This window comes from Gemmiger sp. An120 (assembly GCF_002160955.1).
Classification (GTDB): Bacteria; Bacillota; Clostridia; order Oscillospirales; family Ruminococcaceae; genus Gemmiger_A; species Gemmiger_A avium.
The window spans coordinates 155,021-180,000 of sequence record NZ_NFLN01000001.1 but is presented as its reverse complement, the minus strand read 5'-3'; the positions used below and the strand labels follow the sequence as shown (position 1 = coordinate 180,000).

Sequence of the window (24,980 nt, the reverse complement as noted above, 5' to 3'; positions counted from 1 at the left end):
TGTGCCTGTTTTACCTGTTCGGGCAGGAGCGTATCCGGCGTGCGGAAGCAGGATGGATAGCCACTGCGTGGACAGGCGGGGTGTCCAGAGGGGCATAGCCCCTTTGGCTCTGGGTTTCCAATAGGGGCGAGCAGCACCCCTGTTGGCACACGATTTTCCGTAGGAAAGTCTAGTGTGTTATACCTTTGCTTCCGGCTGGCGCCGGGAAGGGGCTGGCTGCGGCATCTGCAACTTGGGCAGATGGGCAGCGGGCAGACACTTCTCGGCGGCAGTAGGGCAGGAGGATTTTGTACAGCCATGGACGAAATCAGGATTTGCACAGCGGGCAAAATCCGCCTGGCCGGAAAAGGAAGCAAAGGTATATCAACCCCTTGTCCCGCCACAGCGACAACGCCCTCATTAGTCTGCTTCCCCCTTGGATTTCTCACGGCTTTTGTAGACATTGTACTGGTTCTTGCACCGTGGGCTGCAAAAGGCCGCATTGGACCGGCTGCCCAAAAACACCTTCTGGCAGTGCTTGCACAGGCGCAGGGGCTGGTCATTGTCCACCAGCATGAAGCTGAACATCATCTGGATACCCAGCAGCAGCGAATGAAAGTCCCAATAAATGGTTGGCTTATATTAGACGAACCAACTTTTTTGTAGCATGAGAAAGCGCGACATTGTAGTGTTTGCCCTCCGCACGCTTCTTAGCAAGATAGGCAGCAAAGGTCGGATCCCAGTGGCAGACATACTTGGTCGCGTTGTAAAGAGCGTAGCGTAGGTATCGAGAGCCATGCTTTTCCATGTGTGGGTAGCAATTCTTGAGTTGTCCAGACTGGTAAGTTGAGGGCGACATCCCAGCGTAGGCCAACAGCTTGTCCGGGGAATCAAAACGAGTGAAGTCACCAACCTCAGCAAAAATCATGGCAGCCATTCGGAATCCAATCCCTGGGATAGTGGTAATGGGAGAATTAAGTTCATCCATAATGGCTTGAATTTGCTTTTCAATTTCAGCAATTTCGTCGTCCAGTTCTCGGATGAGCCGGATGGTGTGCTGCAATTCAAGAGACTTGGCAGGCATCCAGGAGCCAATAGAATTTCTGGCGGCATCCCGGATTTCAAGAGCCATGTCCCGTTTGTAGTGGCCTTTAGAGGCGGTTTCGAGCAGTGTTTTCAGCCTCGTCAAATGAGTTGCGGCAATCTGTTTGGCACCGGGGAACTCCTCCAGCAGGGCGTAGACAGAAGCAATATGCAGAGAAGGAACGAGCTTTTCCAACTCTGGAAACAGGATGCAGACCAGTCGAGCGATAGAACTTTTCAGCTTGGCACGCTCTTTCACCTTGTCAAAACGGTATCTGGTCAGTGACTTTGCGCACAGATACCCTGACTGCCTGGGGTGTTGCCGTTCTTAGCAGATCTGAGATGAAAAAATCTATAAAAACGGTAACTTTTACAGCTTGAATATGGTATTATTATCAGCATAGAAATGTGTTTTCAGAGGAGTGAAGAGGATGGACAAGCTATATAAAACAGTGCTCGCAGCGGTGACAGCTGCTTCGGTACTCGTCTGCAGCGCCTGTGCGGGCGCTCCGGCAGCAGGTCAGGTCCAGGACCCGGATGCCGGAAAAACATTGCCGGAGATGACAGAGAAGATTACCATACCTGCCTCGATATTTAAGTTTGCCAATACAGATATCGAGGACAACATGGAGGCTTTTGAAGATTACTGTACCGATGTAAGGCGTGACGGGGATGATCTAATTCTGGAAGTGACGCCGACGCAGAAAGAAGAACTTATAGAGATGTACGCCGGGTCCATTGACGATGTGCTGGAAGATATGGAGAAAGACGAACAGGGCTATTATGTAGAGGCGGATACCGATCACAGCCGTTTCATATATCATATCGACGAGAATATCGACGGTATTCTACAGGCAAAGATGCTGTTGACGATCACGACATCGGATGTCCTGACCGGAATCATGGAAACAGGGGATCCAAACTGGAGTGTCAGCGCAAAGATCGTGAACTGCCATACGGGGCTGACTGTCGGTGAAGGCACATTTCCGGACGGGAGCATCACCTTCGGGCCCGGCGAATGGAAGGCCAGCTATGACGGCGGCGCATGGCTTGGTGCCAGACAGGAAGAGGTTATGGACATGACAGGCCTTACCGGGCCTTATGAGGGACTGACCGATACACAGAAAGGGGTCGTTACATCTGTCGTGCAGATGCTGGACTGGATCGAAGGGAAATATGAGCAGCAGTTTCATTATATATCCTACGCGCCGGGAGACGCCGTCGAGCAGGAACACCTAAAGGTGTATCCGGAACAGGGCGGTGAATCGGATGTCGTGACAGTGTACCGTACCTATGAAAACGGCCTGTACCGGTATGAAGATGATTACGGAGAAATTCTGAAGCGCCCTTCCTACGAAGAGCAGGTCCGCATATTTGCGGAGCAGTATCTGCCTTCTGAAGGGATAAAGATATACACGGAAATTAAGGATGGAGGAAACGGTGCGGCGGATGGAGAATCGTTTTTAAAGGAGGTTTCCGCTGTGACGTATATTTTTATGGATGAGGCCCTATGTTCAGGCCAGTACGAGACATTTTTGGAAGCCGTACCGGACTGGCTGACGGAGAACTGTCAGGGCGTGCCGGCTGGGATCTATCTGCGCATGGCAGAGTCTGAAGCGTGGAAACAGATTGGCAGATCTGATTATGAGGATAAACTCCGGGAAGATATCTATACCGAAGAGGCGGAGTGCGCGATATCCGGGAGCGGGAAAGTGACCGTATATTAGCTGAAAGGAAGAGAATTTATGAGGAAGGTATTACTGCTTATCGTATGCTGCGCCCTTGTATGCAGTTTGAGCGGATGCATCGTTTTCAAGCGGGGATCATCCAATGCATATCGTTCTGATGAAGAATTGGCGGATGAAATGATAGAAAACATTATCAGGTGCGCAGAGAAGGAAGATGCAAAAGCGCTGACGGGATTATTTTCGCAGTATGCCGGGGAAAGTACGTTAAACTTAACGGAACAGGCGGAAGAATTCATAGAGTTTTTTCAGGGCGAATGCAAAAGCTGGAAAGGAAATGCAAGTTCCCATGAAAAAAGTGAACACGGAAAAATAACATGGCGGGAATTGAGAGGGCACTATTCGGTTATTACAGATGAAGCACAATATGAAATCGCATATATTTATATTCCTTTTTACAGAGAAGAACCGGATAAAGAAGGGCTTACTGCGATAGAGATCACTACGGAAGAAACTTTTAACAAGGATGAATTTCTCTGGAGTCTGGATCAGAAACCGGGTATCTATGTGACAGAAACCGGGGAAGAGACGTATTCGGAACAGAGGCTGATCACTCCGGAAGAACTGATCCGGGCGGCAGGACTTACAAAAGAACAGTACAGCAAAGTTGATCTGGAACAGTTTATTGAGGATTTTGACATCACGACAGAAGATGTGGATACGCTCAACATACCTTTGCTCCTGGAAGAATACGAACCGGAACGCAAATTCGGCATGTATGATGTAAGTTATCTCCTTGAAGACGGCATAGAAGAACGCACATCTGACTTTACGGAAAATGTATATGCTGTCGCTTTTATGGAAAATAAGAACACAAGTACAGAATGTGTATACTATGATCTGTTGGACAGTAAAAGATATCGAACGTCGGATGCGTATCTTTTTGATGATCTCCACCAGGTACAGGGCGGATATTATGCGGATGGACAGCAGATTGTTGAGGCGTTAGACAAGTATGGTGTTTTTGACTGGGAATCCGGAACGGGTGAAGAGGAAATCACAGATCCCCAGCATATGGTGCTGGCTGTATTATATGATGACGGAACGGTCTTCCGTGTAGAAGCGTCCGGCTTGTTGTCGCAGGCGCTGCCGGACGAGTACGATGAAGTGAGGGATATGCTCCTGTCAGGAGAATACAGCGGAAGTTAGGGGAAAATAAGTATTGTTTCAAAGGAGGAGGCTATGGACAGAGTATTTGAAGATGAATTTATGGAGGCCCAGTCGCGGATTGTTGCACTATGCGTCGAATTCGCGGGCAACAGGGCAGATAAGGTTTATGCTTATGGCTCCATCGAAGAAAGCAGTATTTCTTTCAATGCATTTTTCAACATTGACGGTCAGATTAAAACAACAAATAATATAGCTGCCGATCCGGACGCGATATGGGATTTTCTGGATCTTGGAGAATCAGATCTGGAGAAGATAAGACAAATATGCATACATTACGGAAAACCTGTCCCCACAGAATTAAAAATAATCTATGACTGTAAAAGCGGTAAAATAGACACGGAATATAAGTATGAAAGTATCTGTTCCGCAAAGACGGGGATAGATTCAAGCGAGATTTTTATGAAGTGGTTAGATGAGGTTCGCCAAAGCACATGGAAGAGATAAAACAGCATTGTGAAAAAGTCATACAGATACTCTGTTCCGATTATAGTATGCAGTTACAGTATTCGGGAATAATCAAAAAAATATACGACGTTATGCAGCAGATCATATCCTGCGATAATGTTAATGAACTCCCGGATATCCACTGGAACAGCATAGCGCGGTGCTTTGCTGACGAAACGACGGATTATCAAAGTCCTGTACTTTTTGAGATAGATAAAATCGCGAAGCTGACAGCGGAAAAATAATGAAACAGTTGAGAAAAACAGAATGGCGGAGAGGATACCCCATTAAGAAAAACCTTGCCCTGTGTGCATGGGGAATGCTGGCGCTCGCAGGCTTCGCCGGGATACTGGCGCGCCCGGAGAATATTCCGTCGCTGGCAGCGTGTGTTCTTGCATTGGCGGGCGCAGTCCTGACGCTGCCGCGCCTGCTCCGATATTATAGAACAACATACCAGAGTCTGCCCGCTCTGAACAGGCGGTTTACAAAAGAAGAGCAGGAGGAGCTGATCGAACAAGAAAATTTTGAGACGATCACTGAGTTGAAGACAGAATCAATGCGGTGGACAGACTTTGCTGAAAGTGTGCACTGGCTCCGGATTAATGGAAGATATGTTCCGAAAGAACTTGTGATCTTAGGAGGGGCTGAAGTAACTTACAGTGTAATGAATCGGGACACAACACCGTTGATATTCCTTTATGCGACCGGTGATATGGTAAAAATTGACCTTGGAGTTCAGGTCAGTGTTCAGAAGATCCGGGAACTTAACGCATATCTCTGGTCCTGTTATCATATTTTCCCGGGACGCACAGACAGGAAAAAGGCAGATGAACTCAGCAGTATATTCAGGGTAATTTACACAGAATATCTGAAAGAAAAAGAACCCAGGAAAGAGAGCAGAGTTCTTGCAGACCTTATAGAAGATGCAGGAGAATTGCGGAAGAAATGTATCGAGAGAATGCCGTCATATTTGAAAAAGGTTGACGAAAAAGCATGGTGGAATGAGAAAACGAGAAAGAAGATGCAACAGTGGAAAAAAGACCGGGAGAATACATCATGAGTGAAATAAAGTTTAAAGTTATTAAAGATGGGAATGAAAAGAAATATATTCCCTTGATCAGAAAAATGCTGAATCGTTCCCTTATGGAAATAAAAGAATGCTTAAGTAATAATGGCTATATTGATATATGCAGTCTGGATAACATAGACGGACTGCAGCATATGAATGAACTGATTGATGAGTTACAGAAAAAAGGAGCGGAAATTGTACTGTATGAGAATGACAGAGTTGTAGAAACTGAATTCTTGAAAAACATTCTTGAATCACATTTCGATACAGAAAGATATTTGCAGGAAACGGACGATAAAGTTATTGAGCAAGATTGAGTGATTTTAGGAGTGAGATTTATGAGGATTACAGACATTTTTGATGCGGTAAGAGACGCAACTTATTCGGACTTCCGGAAGTTTTATACAGGTGATCCGAATCTATTCCATAAGTATACAGGATTAAGTTTGTTTCAGTTACTGTTTGTCAATGACCACAACACAGACGAAAAAATAAAGATGATTCGATTTTTAATATCTGAGGGGGCGGATGTTAACTTTAAAAGTCCAAAAGATCAAAGAAATGCACTGCATATATTTTACTTTTCGGTTATGAGGCCCGATCCACAGTACATATTAAAAGTAACTCAGCTGCTGGTTGAGGCTGGGGTGGACATAAACGCCAAAGACAAATATGGGGCAATTCCACTTAATTATGCGATTACTGTTGTAAAGCTGCCGACAGAGACGGCTATGCCGGTATATCAATATTTAATAGATCACGGTTCAAATATCTATGAAAAAGACAATTTTGGGAAAGCATGCATTGATTATGCAAAGGAATTTTCATGGAGAAATGATCTTGTAAGTCTAATGGAAGGAACCGAATCATGAGCAAAGTGAGAAGAAAAATAACAAAATATGAGATCATTCTCTGTGTTCTTGTACTGGCGGTCATAGTTGCCGGTCTGCTTCTGCCTAAGACAGGAGAGCTGGTGTTACTGGATGAATTCTGCAATATATCCGTCATATGGATCGTGTGCATCTATGTGGTCGTGCGGGTCATACATAACTGGAAAACAGGGGAAAAAAGTAACAAAACAGCAGGAGTGATCATCGCGGTTTTCTGTGCGGCAGTCTGCATGTGGTTTACGAAGGATTTTGCCGCTGATCTGGCGTCGGGTACGAAGACGGTCACGCTGACAGATATAGAAGTAAGTGAAACACAAGCGCATACCAGCATTTTTTCGCATCATTATTATCTGATGGGGACGGATTCTCAGGGATTAAGGACCCGTGTGGAAATATCAGCAGATGACTATACGATGATGAGCCAGACAGGAAATGGAACTGCGGTTCTTGTGTATTATGAGCATACCGGACGGGCTGTGTCGGCACGCTGAGAGGAAGTTATTGCTACGACAGCATAAGGGAAGTGGTACGCAGGGTTAATCGAAACACCGGGATAGGGATCTTGAACAAAACGACCATATATACAAAGTCCAGACATGTCTCGGTGGAAACCCTTGCAACGGTGTACAAAGGGAACATAATAAAAAACTTAATAATGGACTGCCAATCTTACAAAAAGTACCGCCCAAACGAGACTACGGGCGGTATTTTTGTATCTTGGCGGAGAAAGGAGGAACTTCCCACGGGGGCTTGACTGAAAAGTTGAGCCCTTTTTTTACGCCCAAAAACAGGAGGTAAATAAAAAAGACTCTGAGTTCAATGCGGAAGCAGTTGAAAGCAAAATTGCTGCATGATATAATAAACGTGATATAAGTGTCCAAACAAGAGGATGGGTCTACTCTCTGTCCTCTTGGAACATAAAAACGGAATCAGATGGGAGCGTGAACAAATGGCGGAAGATAAAATGAGACCAAATCAGGGCCAGGGTGAGATTGTAATTTATCAGGCGGAAGATGGACTTACAAAGGTAGAATGCCGGTTTGTGGACGAAACCGTTTGGCTGACACAGCAGCAGATGGCGGAACTGTTCCATACGTCCAGAAGCAACATTGTGGAGCATATCGGCCACATCTATGAAGAAGGCGAACTGGATGAGACTTCAACCTGTCGGAAATTCCGACAGGTTCGAATGGAGGGCAACCGGCAAGTAACCAGAGAGCTGCCTTTCTATAATCTGGACATGATCATTTCTTTGGGGTACAGAGTAAAATCTTTGATTGCCACCCAGTTTCGCCGGTGGGCCACTGAGCGCCTAAAAGAATATATGATCAAGGGCTTCACGATGGACGATGAGCGCCTAAAAAATTTGGGCGGTGGCAACTATTGGCGCGAACTGCTGGAACGGATTCGGGACATTCGTTCTTCGGAAAAAGTCATGTATCGTCAAGTGTTGGACTTGTACGCCACCAGCGTGGACTATAACCCCAGAAGTGCGGAATCTGTTGCGTTTTTCAAAATGGTGCAGAACAAGCTTCATTGTGCAGCGCATGGACATACGGCTGCGGAAGTGATCTATGAGCGGGCCGATGCGGATAAGCCATTTATGGGGCTTACCACCTTTTCCGGGGATTTTCCCACGGCAAAAGATATTGGGATTGCCAAGAATTATCTGACGGAGGAAGAACTGCGGGTTCTGAATCAAATGGTATCCGGTTATTTCGACTTTGCCGAGGTGCAAGCCATTCGTCACCGGCCCATGTATATGAGTGATTATGTGGAGCAGCTGGATAACATTCTTCGGGCGACTGGGGAAGAAGTATTGACCCATGCAGGGAAAATCAGTCATGCACAGGCGATGGAAAAAGCGAAAGCAGAATATAAACGTTATCAAGCACAAACCCTTTCCCCTGTCGAGGAAGAATATCTGAAGACCATCAAACAGTTGGGGAAAACGGCCAAGACGGAAGCGGAAAAGCAGGATGATACTTCTAATCCAAGTTAAAATAGCCAATCCAATTTTTCGATTGGCACCACATGAGGAAGATTAAGATGCAGAAAGAGAAGATAAAAGTTTACACCTATACCAGAGTCTCCACCGCTATGCAGGTGGATGGCTATTCGCTGGATGCACAGAAAGCCAAAATGAAAGCCTACGCAGACTATAACGATTATGAGATCGTCGGTGAATATGAGGACGCGGGAAAGTCTGGAAAATCCATTGAAGGCCGGGCGCAATTCAGCCAGATGATGGAGGACATCAAATCCGGAAAAGATGGCGTGTCCTATGTTCTGGTATTCAAATTGTCCCGCTTCGGCAGAAATGCGGCGGACGTGCTTTCTTCCCTTCAGGTCATTCAGGATTTTGGCGTCAATCTGGTATGTGTGGAGGACGGCATTGATTCTTCCAAAGACGCGGGCAAATTGATGATCTCCGTCCTGTCTGCTGTGGCGGAGATTGAGCGCGAAAATATCCGTGTCCAAACCATGGAGGGCCGTATCCAAAAAGCAAGGGAGGGCCGCTGGAACGGTGGCTTTGCCCCCTATGGGTATCAGCTGGTGGATGGGAAACTGATTATCAACGAGGAAGAAGCGGAGGCGATCCGCGTCATCTATGACCAGTATGTACATACGGATATTGGTGCAAACGGAATCGCTAAATATCTGGAGAACCATGGCATCCGCAAAATCCCCCGGCAGAATGGGAAGAATCCTCTGTTTGACGCACATTTGATTCGCTTGATTTTGAAAAATCCGGTGTACTGCGGGAAAATCGCCTATGGCCGACGCAAGACGGAAAAAGTTCGTGGCACAAGATACGAATATAAACTGGTGGAGCAGGACAACTATTTGCTTGCAGACGGGCAGCATGAAGCGATTGTTTCAGAAGAAGTCTGGCAAGCGGCGCAGGTGAAGCTGCTGGCACAAGCAAAAAAGTATGAACACGTCAACCGCGGGAAGGACGAGCATGTACATCTTCTTTCCGGCATTGTAAAGTGCCCTGTCTGCGAGGCAGGAATGTATGGGAACAAAAGCATCAAGCACAAAGCGGACGGCACCAAGTATAAGGATTTTTACTACTACGGTTGCAAGCACCGCTCCATGATACGTGGGCACAAGTGCGATTACAAGAAGCAGATTCGGGAAGAACTGCTGGACGATGCCGTGGCAGAAGTCATTGTAAAGCTAGTGAGCAATCCGAAGTTTGCTGCCATGATGCAGGAAAAAATCAACATGAAGGTGGATACTGCCGCCATTGACCAGGAGATTGCAAATTACGAAAAGCAGCTTCGCCAGCACTATTCCATCAAATCAAAGCTGGCAGAAGAAATTGACTCTCTCGACCCGGATGACCGGCACTATGTGCGGCGCAAGGCTGATCTTGATGACCGCCTTTACAGGATGTATGATAAGATTGAAGATACAGAATCGTCGCTGATTGCTGCCAGAGCTAAAAAGCAGGCCATTGAAGCAGAAAAGCTGACCGGCGACAATATCTATAAAGTGCTGATTTACTTTGAGAAGCTGTATGGCGTGATGAACGATGTGGAGCGGCGTCAGTTGATGGAGATGCTGATCTCTGAGATTCAGATTTACCCGGAGCGTCAGCCCAATGGGCAGTGGTTGAAATCCTTTAAATTTAAGCTGCCGATCATTGAGGAAGATACGAGTATCAGTTTGGACGATAAAGAGCAAGTCGAAACGGTGATTCTGCTTTCCCGATAAATATTTCATTTCAAATCAAAACAGGACGCCCCGGCCAACAGGCGGGGCGTCCTGTTTTTGTTTGGTTTCACAGGGTCTGTGACAGCAGCGGCAGGCGCGCTTTCAGATCCTCCTGCCCGGCGTAGCGGAATACTGCCACACGGCTGCCTTTTCCGATGGCAAGCCTCTGCCAGACACCGCCCGGTTCGGTGGCGTGGATCACAAAATCCAGGCCGGGCCAGGCGCTTTCCTCATACGTCCATCTCAGATTTACAAGGCGATACAGGTCCATCTGTGCCTGTGCCACCGGGCGGGCAAGGGCCGGCATCAGCAGATCAAAATAGGTCGCGTCCAGGCTGGGCGCATAGCGTGCCTCGCCGTTTTCCGGGTCTGGCGAAAAATAGTTAGGCTGCGAACCGCTCTGCGGGCTGTACCCTTTCTGGGTCACCGTATACCAGCCCGGCGCAAGAAGCGAGAAGTCCAGCTGGGCATAGTTCTCCGCTTTTCCATCCAAAGAAGGCTGGTCCGGCAGTTCCTCCCAAGGCAAAACCGTTTGCTGCTCCAGCGATTGCAGCGAGACATATCTGCCGGAACATCCTCCAGCGGAAAACGGGCCCACTGGCTCCAGACCTGGGCAGCGCTGGATGCTACCATCAATGCCAGCAATACCAAAAAGACCACCTTCTGACACAGGATCGCTTTGCGGGGGCCTTTGGAGGACGGCGGGGCAAGCCCCTGGATCAGGGCCTGGTAGGTGCGGTGGAGCAGCCGGCTATCCTGAACCGATTGTACCCAAATCCCAATCATACAGGCCGCAAGCAGCAGAGCGTTCGGTCGGAACAGAATCAGAAGCTGCAGCGGCAGCCGGGCGGCGCGGTCAGACTGAATGTCATATTCGCTGCTGTAAAAGAACATCGCCCAGACCAGTAGCGCCGCCAGGATTGCATAACCGGCCCACCTCCTGCACCGGCAGGAGATGATCCGCTTTCGGATTGGCTCCAAAGAGATTCCCCGGCTTTCCCGGTCGGAATAGATTTCCGCGGCGTTGGGGTCGGTGGCGCAAAAGAGATAGTACACGCTGGAGACAGAGCTGATATACCGCCAGCCGGCTTCTTCAAAGAGCTCCCGCTCCTGCGGGGCATTTCCTCCTCTTTCCCCGCCTTGACCACCAGGCGGAAGCGGGTGCCGGGCACCCCGATCGGGCTAAAAACTGCCTGAAAATAGCCCAGCTTCACCGGAAACAGCCCTTCATTGGCCCGGGATTCCAGCCAGCTTTCCATGCCGGGGCCGTCATAGAGTGACAAGGGAAGTAGTTTGCGGGTCATTTTCATAAAAGAGCCTCCTCTCCGTCACGAACACAGGTTTTCAGCCGTTCCAGTTCCTCCCGATAGGCCTTGCGCCCTTTCTCGGTCAAACGGTAGGTCCGCTTGCGGCCTGCCACGCTGCTTTCTTCAATCAGCCGCTCGTCCTGAAATTTGCCCAGCAGCGTATACAGGGTGCCCGGGCCAAGATGAATCCTGCCGCCGGTTTTCCGGGCCACATACTCTGTAATTTCCGTGCCGCACCGCTCCTGTTTCAGAAAGGACATCAGAATGTAAAACATCGGTTCGGTGAGAGCGCTGCGCTCTTTTTCTCCCACACAATCCCCCCTTTTCTTTCTGCTGCGGGGTAATATCGTCTAACGATATTGCAACATCGCGTCGCGATATTGCCAATCGAGATGGGCCGCACGCAAAAAATTCCCGGTCTGCTTTGCGCAGGCCGGGAATTTTCGTTCCGGTATTTTGTTTACAGACGGGCCAGCGTGAAGCCTTTTCCGTTCACTTCATCCACATGGGACACAATCACAAACGCAGTGGGGTCGATTCCGCTGATACAGGCCCGCAAAGCCGGCAGTTTGCGGTAGGGCACCACCGTCAGCAGGATCTTGGATTCCTGGCCGGTATACCCTTTTTCAACCGCCAGCAGGGTGGCACCGGCATCCAGCTGATGCAGCACCGCCTGGCGGATCTCTTCATAATGGTCGCTGACCACCACCATCTGGCTCAGGCTGGAACCGGCGCTGAGGGTCTTGTTCAGCACCATGGAACTGAGCGCCGTGGCCACCAGGCCGTAGAAGATCTGGGTTACATCCCGCAGCGGAATCTGCAGCAGCAGGATGGTAAGGTCGATGGCATACAGGGACAGATGCACCGGGATATGGCGCTTTTTGTTCAGAATCAGTGCCAGAATATCCACGCCGCCGGTGGAAGCACCTGCCCGGATGACCAGGCCGATACCCAGCCCAATCAGGCAACCGGCAATTACGCTTGCCGCCAGCGGATCCGGCATCCATCCGTTCAGGCCGGGGCACCGCTCAAACAGGCGCAGAAACAGCGGAAATACAAAGGTAGAGGCCAATGTGGTAAGAGCAAACGCCCTGCCCAGCACCAGCCAGCCTGCCAGGAACAGCGCCCCATTGGCCACGGCCGCACCCAGACTGACCGGAATATGCAGATAATTCTGCGCTACCACGCCCAGACCGCTGACGCCGCCCACCACAATGCTGTGATCCAGCATCAGGGTGCTGATGGCAAAAGCGACCAGCAGGTTTCCCGCCAAAATGGACGCCGTGCAATAGATGCCTTTTTTCATATATACTCCCCCGTTTCCCCCATTTTTCCCTGCGCACAGAGTCAACTATAGCACAACCCATTGTGCCGAATTGTGATACATGTTACAATTTGGGCAGAAAGGGAGAGATTGTCATGCGCATACGGGATGAGCAATTTGACATGTTTGAGGCCGTGGGGCAGCTGCTGCATTATCGGGCCGGCGAGCTGATCTATATGCAGCAGGATTCGGCGGATATCCTGTACCTGATACGGAAAGGCCGGGTACGGGTCTATCTGAGCACCGAAAGCGGCGAAGAGGTCACGCTGGAAATCGTGGAAAAGGGGCGCATCTTCGGCGAATCCTCCTTTGTGCAGGACGCCTGCCGTCCCACGACCGTCTCGGCGGTGACCGACACGGAGTTGGTGGCCTGCCGCCTGTCGGAACTGGGGCCGGCGCTCTGCGGCTCCTGGGAACTGACCAGTGCCCTGCTGCAGATGATGTCCGACACCTGCGATTACCTGTCCCGCCTGGTCAAGCGGGCCTACCTTTACGATCGGCGGGAACGGCTGGCGGCCTTTTTGCTGGAGCAGACCGCCGTGGACAACCCCGACAAAGGGATCGTGGACGGGGCACTGCCCTACACCCATGAGGACCTGGCGCTGGTGGTAGGGCTTTCGCGGGTAACGGTGACCCGCGTGCTGGGAGAATTTCAGCGTCAGGGCTGGGTGGAATGCGGCTACCGGAAGATCCGGGTGCGGGACCGGGAGGGGCTGCGCCAGGCTCTGGGGCGTTTTGGAAAATCCGCCTCCTGAATTTTTGACAGATCCTGTAACGAAACCGGGGCAAAAGGGCACTAATGCAGTGAAAGGAGGGGCGATATGGAGGCATTGCTGGATGAACTGTTTGCCGCCTGTCACCGGGATGTGTACGCCTATCTGTACAGCTTATGCCGGGATGCCTCTCTGGCGGAGGATCTGACCGGGGAAGTGTTCCTGGAGGCCGTGCGGTCGATACGCGGATTTCGCGGCGAGGCGGACTGCAAAACCTGGTTGTTTTCCATTGCGCGGCACCGGTGGCTGGCCTGGCTGCGAAAGAAGAAGCGGCAGCCGCAGCTGGAAGCCCTGCAGGATTTTTTGCCCGACGGGGGCGAAAGCCCGGAGGATCTGGCCCGGTACACCGACCTTTTGGCGCGGGTCCGCAGACTGCTGGACAAGGAACCGCCCCGCACCCGGAAAATTGTGGCCATGCGGCTGGATGGCTACTCCTTTTATGAAATCGGGCTGGCGTGCGGGGTATCGGAATCGTCAGCCCGGGTAATCGATCATCGGGCCAAGGCCCGCATACGGGATGCATTGCAGAAGGAGGGATACGATGGCCAGTGAAATCAGTTGCGATATCTGCCGGGATCTGCTGCCGCTGGTGCAGGACGGGGTGGCCAGTGAGGACAGCCGGGCAGCGGTGGAGGCCCATCTGCGCAGCTGCCCCGCCTGCCGGGCCCTGGCCGGCGATGCCGCGCCCCCGCCGCCGGACGGCCAGGAACTGCTGCGAAGGATACGGCGCCAACTGCGCGGGGCGCTGATCATTGTGCTGCTGGCCGGGATTCTGTTCGGTCTGGAGCTGACCGAGGGAGTGGACATGTTCTACAACAGCCTGCTGATGCCCGCGCTGGGGGCGGTGGGGTACCTGGTGTACCGCTGGAAAGCGTTGTGGCGGATTCCCCTGCTTCTGCTGGTGCTCTGCGGCGTTGTGGCGCTGCTGAAGCTGCTGCGCGGGCTGGCGGTAATCGACGCGGCCTCGCTGCTCATCTGGACAGGAATTTATTGCCTGTTCGCCCTGGTCGGGGTATTGATTGCCGGGCTGCTGCATTTTGCCTTGAAAAAGGAGGGCTGACGGATGACGAAACGGATACTGAAAATCGGCGCACTGGTGCTGGCGCTCTGTTTGCTGGCCGGGATCGGCTGGTTTGCCAACGGCCTGCTGGGCAATCCGGTGTCCCGCTGGCTGGCCCGGCACAGCGCCGAAGCCTATCTGGCCGAGGTGTACCCGGGCACCGACTATGTGATCGAATCGGTGCGGTACAGCTTCAAATCGGGGGACTACAACGTGCAGGTGGTCTCCCCTTCCAGCATGGACACCCGCTTCACCCTGAGCCTGTCCATGACGGGGCGGCTCTGGTGGGACAGCTACCAGACCTCTGTGACCGGCCGCTGGAATACCTGGGACCGGCTGGAGACGGAATACCGGGCCCTGGCCGACCGGGTGTTCGAGGACCCGGGCTTTCCCTATGACAGCAACATCGCCTACGGCAGCCTGTGGATGGATCAGGAGTATGGCGAGCCGGCCCCGCCGGGTTTGCTGCTGAGTGAACTGGAACTGGACAAGCAGTATGATATGCAGCAGCTGGGAGCCGAGTGCGGCCGGCTTTGCTTGTATGTGCGGCAGGAGGAGGTGACCGCTGAGGCGGCGGCTGAGATCCTGCTGGATGTGCGCCGGCGGTTTGACGAGGCGGGTGTATCCTTTTATTGCATCGACTTTGTGCTGAACGGCCCCCGGAATCCGGACGGAAGTATTCCCCGTGATGACCGCCAGGTAGAAACGCGCTATTTCCTCTATAATGACATTGTGGAGGACGGACTGGTGGAGCGGGTGGAACAGGCAGCCAAAGAGGCCGAAGCCTACCACGCTGCCCGGGATGCGGAAAAATAAGCAAAAACAGGGCCGCCGCGTTGGCGCCGGCCAGACGGCCGGAGGTCAGGGCCCAGCCCTGAGCACAGCCGCCGTAGGTGACGTAGGCCTTGTTGGACTCGTTGAGCACGCCCAGAGAGTCGTTGCCCACCACATACACATTGTCGATGGCGGTGCCGTCGGTCTTGAGCAGGTTCATGTTGGTGTCCACATCCAGGCCGCCGCAGGTGGAGTACACGTAAGCAGCGCCCTTGATGCAGTAGATCTTGCCCTCGGTCTGGCCGTGAACGTCTTCCAGGTTGATGGTCATGCCCAGCTTGCTCTCCAGATCCTCCAGAGAGTCGGCCACCACTACGGTATTGAATTCCTCGCCCATGGCGATGATGTCGTCCAGATTCTCCACCGGGGTGCCCTCTTCGTAGGTACCGCCCTGGTTGAAGAACATGGGCTGATTGAAGGAGATCAGGCCCTCGGTCTTGATGGCGTTGTACTCCTCCTCGTTGATGAGCACGTAGTAGTTGGAACCGGCCTCCCAGGCATTGAACGCGATGCCCAGGCCGTTGTAGTTGCCGTCAAAGCTGTCGCCGTTGCTGTCGATCATCTGGTAGTTCAGATCCAGCACCAGAGAGGTCAGGATGCTCTTGTCGTCGTTGCTGTAGTCATCCGAACGGATGATGGTATCCAGCTGGGCAATGTGGTCTTCCACAGCCACGTCCTCGTTGTAGAGGGCGCCGCCCAGCTTCAGGCCTTCCTGAATGGCAAAACCGTCGCACTGGGTCATGCCCTTGGTCTTCCACACATAGCCGGTATACTCGGTGGTCATTTCGGCATTGCCGATGTAGCCGCCGGTGGCCAGGATCACGGAATCGCCGTAGATCTTATAGATAGTGCCGTCGTAGTACTCCGCCTGCACGCCGATCACCTTGCCCGCGTCGTCCAGCAGCAGGTTGGTGGCGGTCAGTTCGGTCATGTAGTCGTTCTTCTCGTTGTAGCCCTTGGCCTTCTCCATGGAGTTCACATAGGCCAGATCCTTGGAGGTCATGGTGGAGTCATAGTACATGGTCCACAGCTTCCAGCCATGAGAATCATAGAACGCCATCATGCTGTCCAGGAAGGAGAAGTCGTAGTTGTCTTCCAGCCAGCCGAAGGTCTCGCCGGACTCATCGATGAACAGCTTGACCAGTTCTTCCTTGGCATCGCCGTCGGTGTACTCCATCCAGGCAGCCAGCAGCTCGTCCGGATCCACGAAGTTCTCGCCGCCGTTGGCCGCCACCTGCTTGGCCGGGTTCACACCCAGAGGGCCGGCGGTGTTGGTGCCGTTGCCGCCGATCTTGGCAGCGGTTTCAATGCCGAAAACGGTAGCGCCGTTCTCGGCCGCGCTCAGATAGCTGGCCATGCCGGAAGAGCCCAGGCCAACCACGATCACATCATAGCCTTCCAGGGTCACTTCCTCGGTGCTCTTTTTCACCGGGGTATACCACTGAGAAGAATCGCCGCCGTTGGCGTCGATGATCTCGGCAACGATGGTCTTGGCCGCGTTGCTGGAAACCGTGGCGCCGGAGATGGCGTCCACCGCCAGAGACTGGCTCTCGATGATGCGGGGGTAGAGGTTCTCTTCTACCGTGGCGTAGATGGGGCTGTACTCGTCCTCATCGGCCTGGGTAGCGGAACCCGCGTTGATGGTGGTGATGTCGGTGATCTGGTTATCCGCAAAGGTTACGGACAGTTCCATCTCACCCATGACGCCGTAAGAGGGGGCCTTGGCGGTATAGGTGCCGTCGGCCACCGCTGCCTTCTCCGAAGACTCGGCCTCTTTGCCCATCGCAGCGTCAATGGCAGCCTGCGCAGCCGCCTTCACGCCGTTGCTGGTCAGGGTAGCACCGGCCACGCCGTCGATCTCGGCGCTCTGGGCCTCTTTCACCTGCGCAGCCAGCTCTTCCAGAGCCGCGCCGCCCACAGTGGGGGTCTCATCCGCGCCCTCGGCGGTGACTTCCAGGATGGAATTTGCGTCGGTGGTGATGGTCACGGTAACGGTGCCGCCGTAGCCCTGCCCTTCGCCGGTATAGGTACCAGCGGTGTAGGCGCCCTCACCGGACTGAGCGGCCGAATTGCCTCCGCAGGCGGAAAGCAGCATGGCTGCCGCCAGCACGAAAGGAAGAATTCGTTTCGTTTTCATGGTCGTCCTCCTTAAGATAAATAAAAGCGGACAAAGCCCGCTGAGTTCAGTATACCGGCCTGTGAAAAGAAAAGCAAGATTTGTGCCGCTGCCTGCCGATTAGAAAAACTGATGCATCCATCAGAAAAACTAAACAATAAAAATCAGCCGGCACGATATCTGTTCCGGTACGCAAAAAACCGCTGCCCGCAATATGCGGGCAGCGGTTTTTCGCGGATTTTATCGGTTGGTTAGTCTAAAGCCCTATGCCTCGCTTCCGAGTTGCGAAAGCGATTGGATCAGCCGCTCACGGGCGGCTTTCGCCGTCTGTTCCGGCTGTCTGTTGGAAAGATACAGCAAGGCATCGTTCCACTCCCGAAGCGATGCCGCGGCTGCCGGAATATCAGCCAATACACGGGCTAACCGCGTCCGCTCATAATTTGACAGTAGCCGCAGGTCAGAGAGATAAAAGACGCCCATTCGCACCTGCAAGACTTCAAGCAACGGAATTTCCGCAATCATAGTATATTCTCACCTCTATCATGCAGTTTTTTGCACTCCGATTACAGGTTGAGCCTGTGTATATTATAGGTTTAACTTCTATAAAATACAAGCACAACTTGTATCATTTTTACGAGGTGTTATTATGCAAAATCGGATCAAGCAGCTGCGAGAGGAAAATCACATGACCCAAGTTCGCTTAGGAATTGAACTGGAAGTATCGCAAGAGACGATCAGCGCCTATGAAAAGCAAAAGCACTACCCGAGTTTTGCTCAGCTGCTTCGACTGGCAACCCTGTTTCATGCGAGCATCGACTATATTATGGGGTTATCTGACGTCCGTACTCCAACGAATCCGGCAGCAAGCGGCGATTTGGGAAAGCTGATGGCACTGGGGCAGAGAATGGATGAAAAGCAGCTTGAACTTGTGCTTGCTTACGCGCAAGGGATGCTTGATTGTCCCAAATGAATTTTAAACGAAAAGGGGCCGGCTTCCTCATGGGAAACCAGCCCCTCCGTTTTTTAATCAGATTGTTCTTATTTATTATGGAATTCCAACTTCAAAAAGAACCCGGCGCCCACCATAAAGTGAGTACCGGGTTTTTCATGTTATACACGCCGCTTTTTTCCGGGCGATCGTCGTAAGTTCTCTGACAAATCCACCCCTATCAGCGCTTCGCGGCTTGTTTTTAGTACATGCCGCCCTTGATGGTCAAGTCCATTTCGACCATAGAGCTGCATAGAGATATGTAGAGAAATGCAGCGTTCAAGCCATTTTTTCAGCTTTTCTTTCTCCTTCCAATTTCTCATAAGTCTACGTATTTCTACGCATTCTGAGAGGCAATTGGCGTAAGTTTTGGCGTAAGCTACATGTTTGCTCTCTTATAGGTTTACAGCGATATTATCAAATGCTTTGAGCACGGAAGAATAGTCTGTATGTGTGTAAACATCGAGGGTTACACTCGCATGGGAGTGGCCCATCAGGTACTGTAAGCTCTTTACGTCCAATCCTGCTTTTTGAGCATTTGTGCAGAACGTATGGCGTAAGACATGGGGTGTAACACGTGGAAACGCTGTGCGCGTTTCTTTCTCATGCTTATTTTGGATATTTCTGAGATAGTTTTCGAGGTGCATTGCTACTTTAGGCATACCGTATTGGTCCAAAAAAAGAAAACCGGTATGTCCATCAATCATAAACTCTCCCTTGAATGGATTACGATTCTGTATCACACGGCAGAATGCTTCATACACTTGATCGGTTAGCGGAATTCGCCGAATTCCACTTTTGGTTTTGGGTGGCGTAATGAAGTACGGTTTGCTGGCTGTCCGGCATAATTGATGCGTGATTTCAAGATACCTGTCTTTCAGGTTCACATCGCTTAAAGTCAGCCCATATAATTCACTTACTCTAAGTCCAGTCCCTAGCAAGATTACAACATCATCATAATAGTTTCCATTCCCATAATTCCGAAGAAAATCCAGGAACATCTGCTGTTGCTCTTTTGATAGTGCATATCTCACATTTGCATCATTTGGCAGGATATCCGACATCTTAAACTTAAATGGATTCTTTCTTATCATATCGTCATCAACTGCCATCTCAAAGGCCGGACGGACAACAGTCTGGATGATTTCTATTGTGTTTGTTTTCAAGCCACTGTCATGCAGTTCCAAAAACCACGCTTTTGCATCGGAGATCTTGATCTGTTTTATCTGCCGCTGTCCAAATGCGCTCGCTCGTATCCGATTAATTGCAGACCCATATGCACGCAACGAGTTTGATTTCAGATTGCGCCGCAGGTTGATATAGCGATCAACTAGCTCAATTACAGTGATTTCCCCTGCGGCATAATCTATGCCATCCCATAGATCCTTTGCAATCTCAGCTTCTTTCTTTCTGAGTTCGGTCAATGTTTTAGCATTTGCCGGTAAATCTGCTTAGAGAGCTGCTTCAACGCAGAAATATCCCATCCCAACTCCTGCCTTGCCAGATACCGAAATGCGGCAGGAGCGATGGCAACCCACATCAGCCTTTCACAATATGTATAGTTCATGACAAACCTCCGTCTTACTTCCGCCCCACCAGCATCCGGGAGTCGCCCAGCATCATCATGGCCGCCCGGCGGCGGGAACCGAAAGCCTCCTGGGCCGTGTCGATGAGCCGTACATCCGCATATCCCATGTCCCGCAGTTCCTGGGCGAAGGCCTCCATGTTCCCGTACATGTGGGGCTTCATCTCATCGTTGAGGGCGAACACGCCGCCTTTTTTCAGCACCCGCAGGGTCTCCAACAGCAGAGCCTGCTTGTCCGCACCCATTACATTGTGGTAGACATAGTTGCTCACCACGGCGTCGAAACTCTTGTCCGGGAAGTCCAGCTTGTTGGCGTCCCCATGCTGGAACCGGCACCGGGCGGCTACACCTTCGCTTGCGGCGTTTTTCTCGCACATAGTCTGGTTGTAGCCGAAGTCTGCGCCCCAATAGTCAATGCCCGTTACTTTTGCCTCCGGCCACATCAGGGCCGCCCGGATGGACAATGGCCCGGAGCCGCAGCCTACTTCCAGAAGCTGCCCTTGCCCGTCAAAATCCAGATGGGAGAGGACAACCAGATGGGTCCGATCCATCATGCCGCCGCCCCCAAAGGCATACTGCCGCCGTATCCAGGCGCACCACAGGAGCAGCGCCAGCAGAATCACTGCGGCAATCACGAACACCACACCAAGCGCCGTGATATGGAACACCGCAAAGGACAGTACCGCCAGTACCACAGACAACGCCAAAAGGGAACCTATCACATAGAAAACAGGGTTTGACATCCAGCTCCCGTAATGTTCCCCATGCGTCCCAAGGCGGATTTCTTTTTGCTGAACTTGATTTTGCTTCATTTGAACCATCTTCTTATTATCAAATTTTTTGCAGCAGCAGACACAATCCCGCCTGGGCCGCCGCCATGAGGGGGCACAGCAAGAGCGGCCACTGGAGCAGATGCTCCGGCAGAGCGTATTCCTTCATCCAGGCTTTGAACCCATAGCCTGGGTGCCCTTCGGTTCCTGAGATGATAAAACGGCGTTTTGCTTTTTTCTGTATCAGCCAGAAGTCCAGAAAAAGCAGATCACAGACATTGACGACCATCCACTGGATATATCCCGTCAGGGCCAAACGCCAGAAGCCGGTTGTCCCGCCCTCCACAGTGCTGACCGCACCATAGAGAAGGAGGGGCAACCACTCTCCGAAGCAGATCCAAAGCCGGTAAAAACGATTTTCGGCCTTTGTCGGCGGATCTTTTGCCGCCTTGATGATGGCGGGCGGATAGCAGGGAAACATCAGCCGGGGCCTATACAGCGCCACCGCCGCGGCGAACAGGTTAAAATAGGCCGCCATGGCAATCCCGTCCAGGATGGTGCGTGTCCAATTCACATATATCCCCCTTTCACTTGTAAGTAATCATAAGGTTAGCAATAACTAACCGATATGTATTCAGTATACCTTATCCCGCGTGAAAAAGCAATGCACCATTGATGCCTTCCCACGACAAACGCATGAATGTGTTTCCCAACTAAACCTATCGATTTTTAAAATTTTTACAAGTTCATAAGTTCATCCAGATATTTTTCCGGATTTGTTCCTATCGCATACCGTTTCTTTTTCATGCTCATTGGACAGCGTCCCACTTCTGATATCTTCAAGATATTCAATGCCAGCTTCCTGATAATATTCAGATTATAAGCTGCCTGCTTCTCTAATGTGTGATTCCCATCTTCCCGAAATGTACATCTAAATGCCAGTGATAACTTTCTATCATCCAATGTCCGCGCACTGCTCTGGCGGTTTCTTCTATCTCTGTTGGCAGACTGCTGATAAAATATCTCTCCTCCACAGTCTCTTTCCCATCTGCTCCTGTTATGGTGTTCCGCGTCAGGATTATGCTCTTTAGCCCCATCCACTCTTTCTTCTGGCTCAGCCACGAAATATCTTCTGTCTGCCAGTACTCCCTCTTCTCTATCTTCCCCCGCGCTTTTTCTACTTTCTTTTTGTATGCACATTTTTTCAGCAGTCCTCCATCCGAAAAATATTCCCTTACTTCTTCCAGCAGGCTTCCCTGGTTCCCTTTTAATGCCAGCACATAATCCGCACGTTTCTTCCGGATTTTCTTTACTATAGCTGTTTGTGTTCCCATGGCATCTGTTGTGATAATGGTTCCCTTGATGTTCAGGCTGTCTATTAATTCAGGAATTGCTGTAATCTCATTCGTCTTTTCTTCCACGCGCTTTTGCCCCAGGCAAAAACCTCTTTCGTCTACTGCGCTGACAATATGATTGCCCTTCTGATTTTTATTCCCATTCCCCCTCTGGGTTTTGCCATCTATCGCAAGCAGGCGCTTTACTTTCTCTCCCTCTTCGCTATTTAACAGTTCATTCCATTTTTTCTGGAAATTCTCCAAAAATCCAGAGGGTAGTATTTTCGTTGAACAGATTTCGCAGCGGGGTAAAATCGTTGTCCATGCCGCCGTTTGCGCTGTCCACATTGTCGTTGACAGCGATAAACCGCACACCCTTTTGAGGGAACAGCATTTCCGTGTAAAACCCCACTTGCAGGTAGTTTCGCCCCAACCTCGACATATCCTTGACGATAACGGTTCCCACTTTCCCAGCTTCAATGTCTGCAAGCATAGACTGAAAGCCCGGCCTTTGGAAATTTGCCCCGGAATAACCGTCGTCGGTGTACCAGCGCAGATTGGTAAAGCCGTTCTGTTTTGCGTAGGCTTCGAGTATCCTTTTCTGAGACGAGATTTGTCAAGGAGTGTTTTTGCAAAGCAGTGTGCAATTTGCATTGACAAGCAGCAAAAAGAACGCTATAATAATGTCGTTATCGATAATGATGTTATTATTTAGGCGCAGAGGAGTGAAGACATGGCCAATAGGGATCATTCCCTGGATGATGGGATCATTCAGGCTGCTTATTCGGAATTTCTTGCTTACGGCTTTCAGAAAGCCTCTCTGCACAAGATCGCCGAAAAAGCCGGTGTTACTACGGGGGCAATCTACACAAGATACAAGAATAAAGACGCGTTGTTTGCCAGTCTGCTTCAGGATTTTTTTGAGACGATGCAGGTTCTCTTTGCTCCCATCGCGGAAGAATACGAAAAAGCAAAGTGCAGCGCGCAGCCGGATGATATCCTCCGCGCCATAAACGCCGAAGAACAGGTATATTTTCAACTGCTGACCGAGCACTGCAATGACTGCACTTTATTTTTCTGCCGCAGCGATGGCAGCTCCATAGAAACCGTGCTGCATAAACTAATGGATCAAAAAGCGGAACAAACGGTGGAATTCTTTTCGCATATCTATGGGAAAGCGCCAAATGCCGATGCGATCCGTCTTTTGGTGGGCTCACAGTTCTGGTACTTCCGCCAGCTGCTGGATCAGCATATGGAGGAAGGCAGAATGCTTACCTGCTTACAGGCAGTCCTTGATTTCACCAACGCTGGCTGGCGGCAGCTATGCGATACCTTGCAATAAATCCGAAAAGTTAATTCGGACGGTCCATCCGTCCGTTTCTTACGGCCGCTGGTTAGAGACGGCTAACTAATAAGAAAAGAGTTTGCGATGATAGATTTTGAATTTGAATTTCAATATGCAGAAGAAAAGCAGCCCACCTTGCAAAAAGTCGGCGGCAGCATCCCAGCCGGACGCTGTGTGGTGCTCTGCGGCGGCAGCGGCTGCGGAAAGTCCACACTGCTACGGTGCATCAACGGATTAATCCCCCAGTTTTACGAGGGAGAGCTAAAAGGCTTTTGCCGCCTGAATGGGCAGGACACCGCCGGAATACGTATCGGCGAGATCGGCGAGTTGGCCGCCTCGGTCTTTCAGGATCCTCGCAGCCAGTTTTTCACCGTGAACAGCTCCAATGAAGTGGCCTTCGGTCTTGAAAATCACGGTCTGCCGCAAGATAAAATCCGACGGCGGGTAGATGAGGCCTTCCGGATCTTTCATCTGGAGCGGCTGAAGGATCGCAATGTCTACGAGTTGTCCAGCGGCGAGCGACAGCTCATCTCCATCTTGTCCGCGTGGGCAATGGACACAGATATTTTTCTGCTGGATGAGCCCACGGCCAATCTGGACTTTGCAGCCACGCAGCAGTTAAAAGAGATTCTGCTTGCCCTGAAAAAGCAGGGCAAAACGCTGCTGCTCAGCGAGCACCGACTCTACTATCTTGCCGACATTGCCGACGAATTTTGGGTCATGGCAGACGGCGAGATCAAAGGAAAATATACTGCCGCAGAGGCAAAGGCGTTCTCAGTGGAGCGGAGACAAACACTTTCTCTGCGCACGCTCGACCTTGCGGAGATCACCGTGCCGGAGAAAGAGCCGCTGCCGAAAACCGCGCCGACGGCGCTTGCCGTCTCAGATGTCTGCTATACATACGGCAGGAAGGCCGGAGATACCCTCTCTGGTGTCAGCTTTTCCGTCCGTGAGCATGAGATCGTCGGCCTTGTGGGCGCAAACGGCTGCGGCAAAACGACCATCGGCAAGCTGATTGCAGGGCTTTACCGCCCCTCCGGCGGCAGGATAATGCTTTTCGGAAAGTCGCAAAATCCAAAGCAGCTGCAAAAGCAAGTGCTGTTCATCCTTCAGGAGGCGGAGTTCCAGTTCTTCACAGGCTCCGTCCTGCACGAACTGCAATACGGCCATGCGGTGACACCGGAGTTTGAAGCAAAAACGGAAGCGCTGCTGAAAAGTATGGATATCGGCATTCAGACGCCGGATTCCATATCTTCATACTTCTCCACAAACACCGCTAGAGCCTGATACAGCGCCGTTTTACGCAAAACCGACCAAATTATAAGTTCATATTTCTCTATGCAGCCCCACGCAGAAATGGCGTAAAAATGGCGTAGAGAAACCGACTGATTTGCAGGTGGAGAAGAGCACTACTACTCTAAGAAAACACAAAGATGAGCAC

27 protein-coding genes and 3 pseudogenes are annotated in these 24,980 nt (G+C 51.2%); 17 read left to right on the top strand and 13 right to left on the bottom strand.

What is annotated here, in order from left to right:
• Positions 1-297 precede the first annotated feature (297 nt).
• On the top strand, positions 298-645 hold the full coding sequence (locus B5E65_RS16825) for a hypothetical protein (protein ID WP_206406259.1): 348 nt from the start codon (positions 298-300) through the stop codon (positions 643-645).
• Here B5E65_RS16825 and B5E65_RS00850 read toward each other — a convergent pair.
• A pseudogene (locus B5E65_RS00850) lies at positions 617-1,351 on the bottom strand (transposase); the annotation flags it as partial. The gene B5E65_RS16825 and the pseudogene B5E65_RS00850 sit on opposite strands and share 29 nt — an antisense overlap.
• A 142-nt stretch (positions 1,352-1,493) precedes the next feature.
• Between B5E65_RS00850 and B5E65_RS00845 the strand changes: the two are divergent.
• From B5E65_RS00845 to B5E65_RS00800, 9 genes are all read left to right on the top strand, one after another.
• Positions 1,494-2,789 (top strand): hypothetical protein, encoded by a 1,296-nt coding sequence (locus B5E65_RS00845; protein WP_087169884.1) that lies wholly within the window; start codon positions 1,494-1,496, stop codon positions 2,787-2,789.
• Between the two features lie 18 nt (positions 2,790-2,807).
• Complete coding sequence (locus B5E65_RS00840; protein WP_087169883.1) at positions 2,808-3,956, top strand: DUF5104 domain-containing protein; 1,149 nt, start codon at positions 2,808-2,810, stop codon at positions 3,954-3,956.
• 33 nt (positions 3,957-3,989) lie between these two features.
• A complete protein-coding gene (locus B5E65_RS00835) occupies positions 3,990-4,421 on the top strand; it encodes a hypothetical protein (protein ID WP_087169882.1) in 432 nt (143 codons plus the stop codon).
• A 244-nt stretch (positions 4,422-4,665) separates the two neighbouring features.
• A complete protein-coding gene (locus tag B5E65_RS00825; protein WP_087169880.1) occupies positions 4,666-5,481 on the top strand; it encodes a hypothetical protein in 816 nt (271 codons plus the stop codon).
• The gene (locus B5E65_RS00820; protein WP_087169879.1) at positions 5,478-5,807 is read left to right on the top strand and encodes a hypothetical protein; all 330 of its coding nucleotides are present in this window, start codon (positions 5,478-5,480) and stop codon (positions 5,805-5,807) included. The genes B5E65_RS00825 and B5E65_RS00820 overlap by 4 nt, the downstream gene beginning before the upstream one ends.
• A 21-nt stretch (positions 5,808-5,828) precedes the next feature.
• Entirely contained in the window at positions 5,829-6,362 is a 534-nt protein-coding gene (locus B5E65_RS00815; RefSeq protein WP_087169878.1) for a hypothetical protein, read from the top strand.
• A complete protein-coding gene (locus B5E65_RS00810) occupies positions 6,359-6,871 on the top strand; it encodes a hypothetical protein (protein ID WP_070087484.1) in 513 nt (170 codons plus the stop codon). The genes B5E65_RS00815 and B5E65_RS00810 overlap by 4 nt, the downstream gene beginning before the upstream one ends.
• A gap of 458 nt (positions 6,872-7,329) precedes the next feature.
• Positions 7,330-8,382 carry a virulence RhuM family protein gene (locus tag B5E65_RS00805; RefSeq protein WP_087170061.1) on the top strand — a complete coding sequence of 351 codons (1,053 nt, stop codon included), beginning with the start codon at positions 7,330-7,332 and terminating at the stop codon, positions 8,380-8,382.
• A 47-nt stretch (positions 8,383-8,429) separates the two neighbouring features.
• Positions 8,430-10,103: a recombinase family protein gene (locus B5E65_RS00800; protein ID WP_087169877.1), complete on the top strand. Its 1,674-nt coding sequence runs from the start codon at positions 8,430-8,432 to the stop codon at positions 10,101-10,103.
• Between the two features lie 67 nt (positions 10,104-10,170).
• Here the strand turns inward: B5E65_RS00800 and B5E65_RS00795 are convergent, their stop codons facing one another.
• The 4 genes from B5E65_RS00795 to B5E65_RS00780 all read right to left on the bottom strand — a co-directional run bounded on the left by B5E65_RS00795 (position 10,171) and on the right by B5E65_RS00780 (position 12,716).
• Positions 10,171-10,629 carry a hypothetical protein gene (locus tag B5E65_RS00795; protein WP_143402937.1) on the bottom strand — a complete coding sequence of 153 codons (459 nt, stop codon included), beginning with the start codon at positions 10,627-10,629 and terminating at the stop codon, positions 10,171-10,173.
• The gene (locus B5E65_RS16820) at positions 10,527-11,159 is read right to left on the bottom strand and encodes a hypothetical protein (protein ID WP_481810346.1); all 633 of its coding nucleotides are present in this window, start codon (positions 11,157-11,159) and stop codon (positions 10,527-10,529) included. Before B5E65_RS16820 ends, B5E65_RS00795 begins: the two co-directional genes overlap by 103 nt.
• 250 nt (positions 11,160-11,409) lie before the next feature.
• Positions 11,410-11,721, bottom strand: coding sequence for a PadR family transcriptional regulator (locus B5E65_RS00785; protein ID WP_343286375.1), 312 nt, complete (start codon positions 11,719-11,721; stop codon positions 11,410-11,412).
• Between the two features lie 149 nt (positions 11,722-11,870).
• Positions 11,871-12,716: a YitT family protein gene (locus tag B5E65_RS00780; protein ID WP_087169873.1), complete on the bottom strand. Its 846-nt coding sequence runs from the start codon at positions 12,714-12,716 to the stop codon at positions 11,871-11,873.
• Between the two features lie 113 nt (positions 12,717-12,829).
• Here B5E65_RS00780 and B5E65_RS00775 point away from each other — a divergent pair, with 113 nt between their 5' ends.
• From B5E65_RS00775 to B5E65_RS16815, 4 genes are all read left to right on the top strand, one after another.
• On the top strand, positions 12,830-13,489 hold the full coding sequence (locus tag B5E65_RS00775; RefSeq protein WP_087169872.1) for a Crp/Fnr family transcriptional regulator: 660 nt from the start codon (positions 12,830-12,832) through the stop codon (positions 13,487-13,489).
• A 66-nt stretch (positions 13,490-13,555) separates the two neighbouring features.
• The gene (locus tag B5E65_RS00770) at positions 13,556-14,059 is read left to right on the top strand and encodes an RNA polymerase sigma factor (RefSeq protein WP_087169871.1); all 504 of its coding nucleotides are present in this window, start codon (positions 13,556-13,558) and stop codon (positions 14,057-14,059) included.
• Positions 14,049-14,567 (top strand): zf-HC2 domain-containing protein, encoded by a 519-nt coding sequence (locus tag B5E65_RS00765; RefSeq protein WP_158098477.1) that lies wholly within the window; start codon positions 14,049-14,051, stop codon positions 14,565-14,567. Before B5E65_RS00770 ends, B5E65_RS00765 begins: the two co-directional genes overlap by 11 nt.
• A 3-nt stretch (positions 14,568-14,570) precedes the next feature.
• On the top strand, positions 14,571-15,383 hold the full coding sequence (locus tag B5E65_RS16815) for a YfjL-like protein (protein WP_481810345.1): 813 nt from the start codon (positions 14,571-14,573) through the stop codon (positions 15,381-15,383).
• Between the two features lie 715 nt (positions 15,384-16,098).
• On the opposite strand, the pseudogene B5E65_RS16810 reads toward B5E65_RS16815, so the two are convergent.
• Positions 16,099-17,496: pseudogene (locus B5E65_RS16810) on the bottom strand (FMN-binding protein); the annotation flags it as partial.
• A gap of 285 nt (positions 17,497-17,781) precedes the next feature.
• Positions 17,782-18,039, bottom strand: a complete 258-nt coding sequence (locus tag B5E65_RS00755) for a hypothetical protein (RefSeq protein WP_087169868.1) — start codon at positions 18,037-18,039, stop codon at positions 17,782-17,784.
• 124 nt (positions 18,040-18,163) lie between these two features.
• Here B5E65_RS00755 and B5E65_RS00750 point away from each other — a divergent pair, with 124 nt between their 5' ends.
• Entirely contained in the window at positions 18,164-18,487 is a 324-nt protein-coding gene (locus B5E65_RS00750; protein WP_087169867.1) for a helix-turn-helix transcriptional regulator, read from the top strand.
• Between the two features lie 413 nt (positions 18,488-18,900).
• Here B5E65_RS00750 and B5E65_RS00740 read toward each other — a convergent pair whose 3' ends face one another.
• From B5E65_RS00740 to B5E65_RS00720, 6 genes and pseudogenes are all read right to left on the bottom strand, one after another.
• Positions 18,901-19,929 (bottom strand): tyrosine-type recombinase/integrase, encoded by a 1,029-nt coding sequence (locus tag B5E65_RS00740; protein ID WP_087169865.1) that lies wholly within the window; start codon positions 19,927-19,929, stop codon positions 18,901-18,903.
• Complete coding sequence (locus B5E65_RS16145) at positions 19,926-20,072, bottom strand: hypothetical protein (RefSeq protein WP_158098476.1); 147 nt, start codon at positions 20,070-20,072, stop codon at positions 19,926-19,928. The genes B5E65_RS00740 and B5E65_RS16145 overlap by 4 nt, the downstream gene beginning before the upstream one ends.
• Positions 20,073-20,086: 14 nt before the next feature.
• Entirely contained in the window at positions 20,087-20,785 is a 699-nt protein-coding gene (locus tag B5E65_RS00735; protein ID WP_242957446.1) for a class I SAM-dependent methyltransferase, read from the bottom strand.
• A 136-nt stretch (positions 20,786-20,921) separates the two neighbouring features.
• Positions 20,922-21,434 carry a hypothetical protein gene (locus B5E65_RS00730; protein WP_044993462.1) on the bottom strand — a complete coding sequence of 171 codons (513 nt, stop codon included), beginning with the start codon at positions 21,432-21,434 and terminating at the stop codon, positions 20,922-20,924.
• A 322-nt stretch (positions 21,435-21,756) separates the two neighbouring features.
• Positions 21,757-22,542, bottom strand: a complete 786-nt coding sequence (locus B5E65_RS00725) for an ISAs1 family transposase (RefSeq protein ID WP_087169863.1) — start codon at positions 22,540-22,542, stop codon at positions 21,757-21,759.
• Positions 22,433-22,807: pseudogene (locus B5E65_RS00720) on the bottom strand (recombinase family protein); the annotation flags it as partial. The gene B5E65_RS00725 and the pseudogene B5E65_RS00720, both read right to left, overlap by 110 nt.
• 120 nt (positions 22,808-22,927) lie before the next feature.
• Between B5E65_RS00720 and B5E65_RS00715 the strand changes: the two are divergent.
• Together B5E65_RS00715 and B5E65_RS00710 are read left to right on the top strand one after the other, a co-directional pair.
• A complete protein-coding gene (locus tag B5E65_RS00715; RefSeq protein WP_087169861.1) occupies positions 22,928-23,536 on the top strand; it encodes a TetR/AcrR family transcriptional regulator in 609 nt (202 codons plus the stop codon).
• Positions 23,537-23,623: 87 nt separating this feature from the next.
• Entirely contained in the window at positions 23,624-24,826 is a 1,203-nt protein-coding gene (locus B5E65_RS00710) for an ABC transporter ATP-binding protein (RefSeq protein WP_242957445.1), read from the top strand.
• The last annotated feature ends 154 nt before the right edge of the window (positions 24,827-24,980 follow it).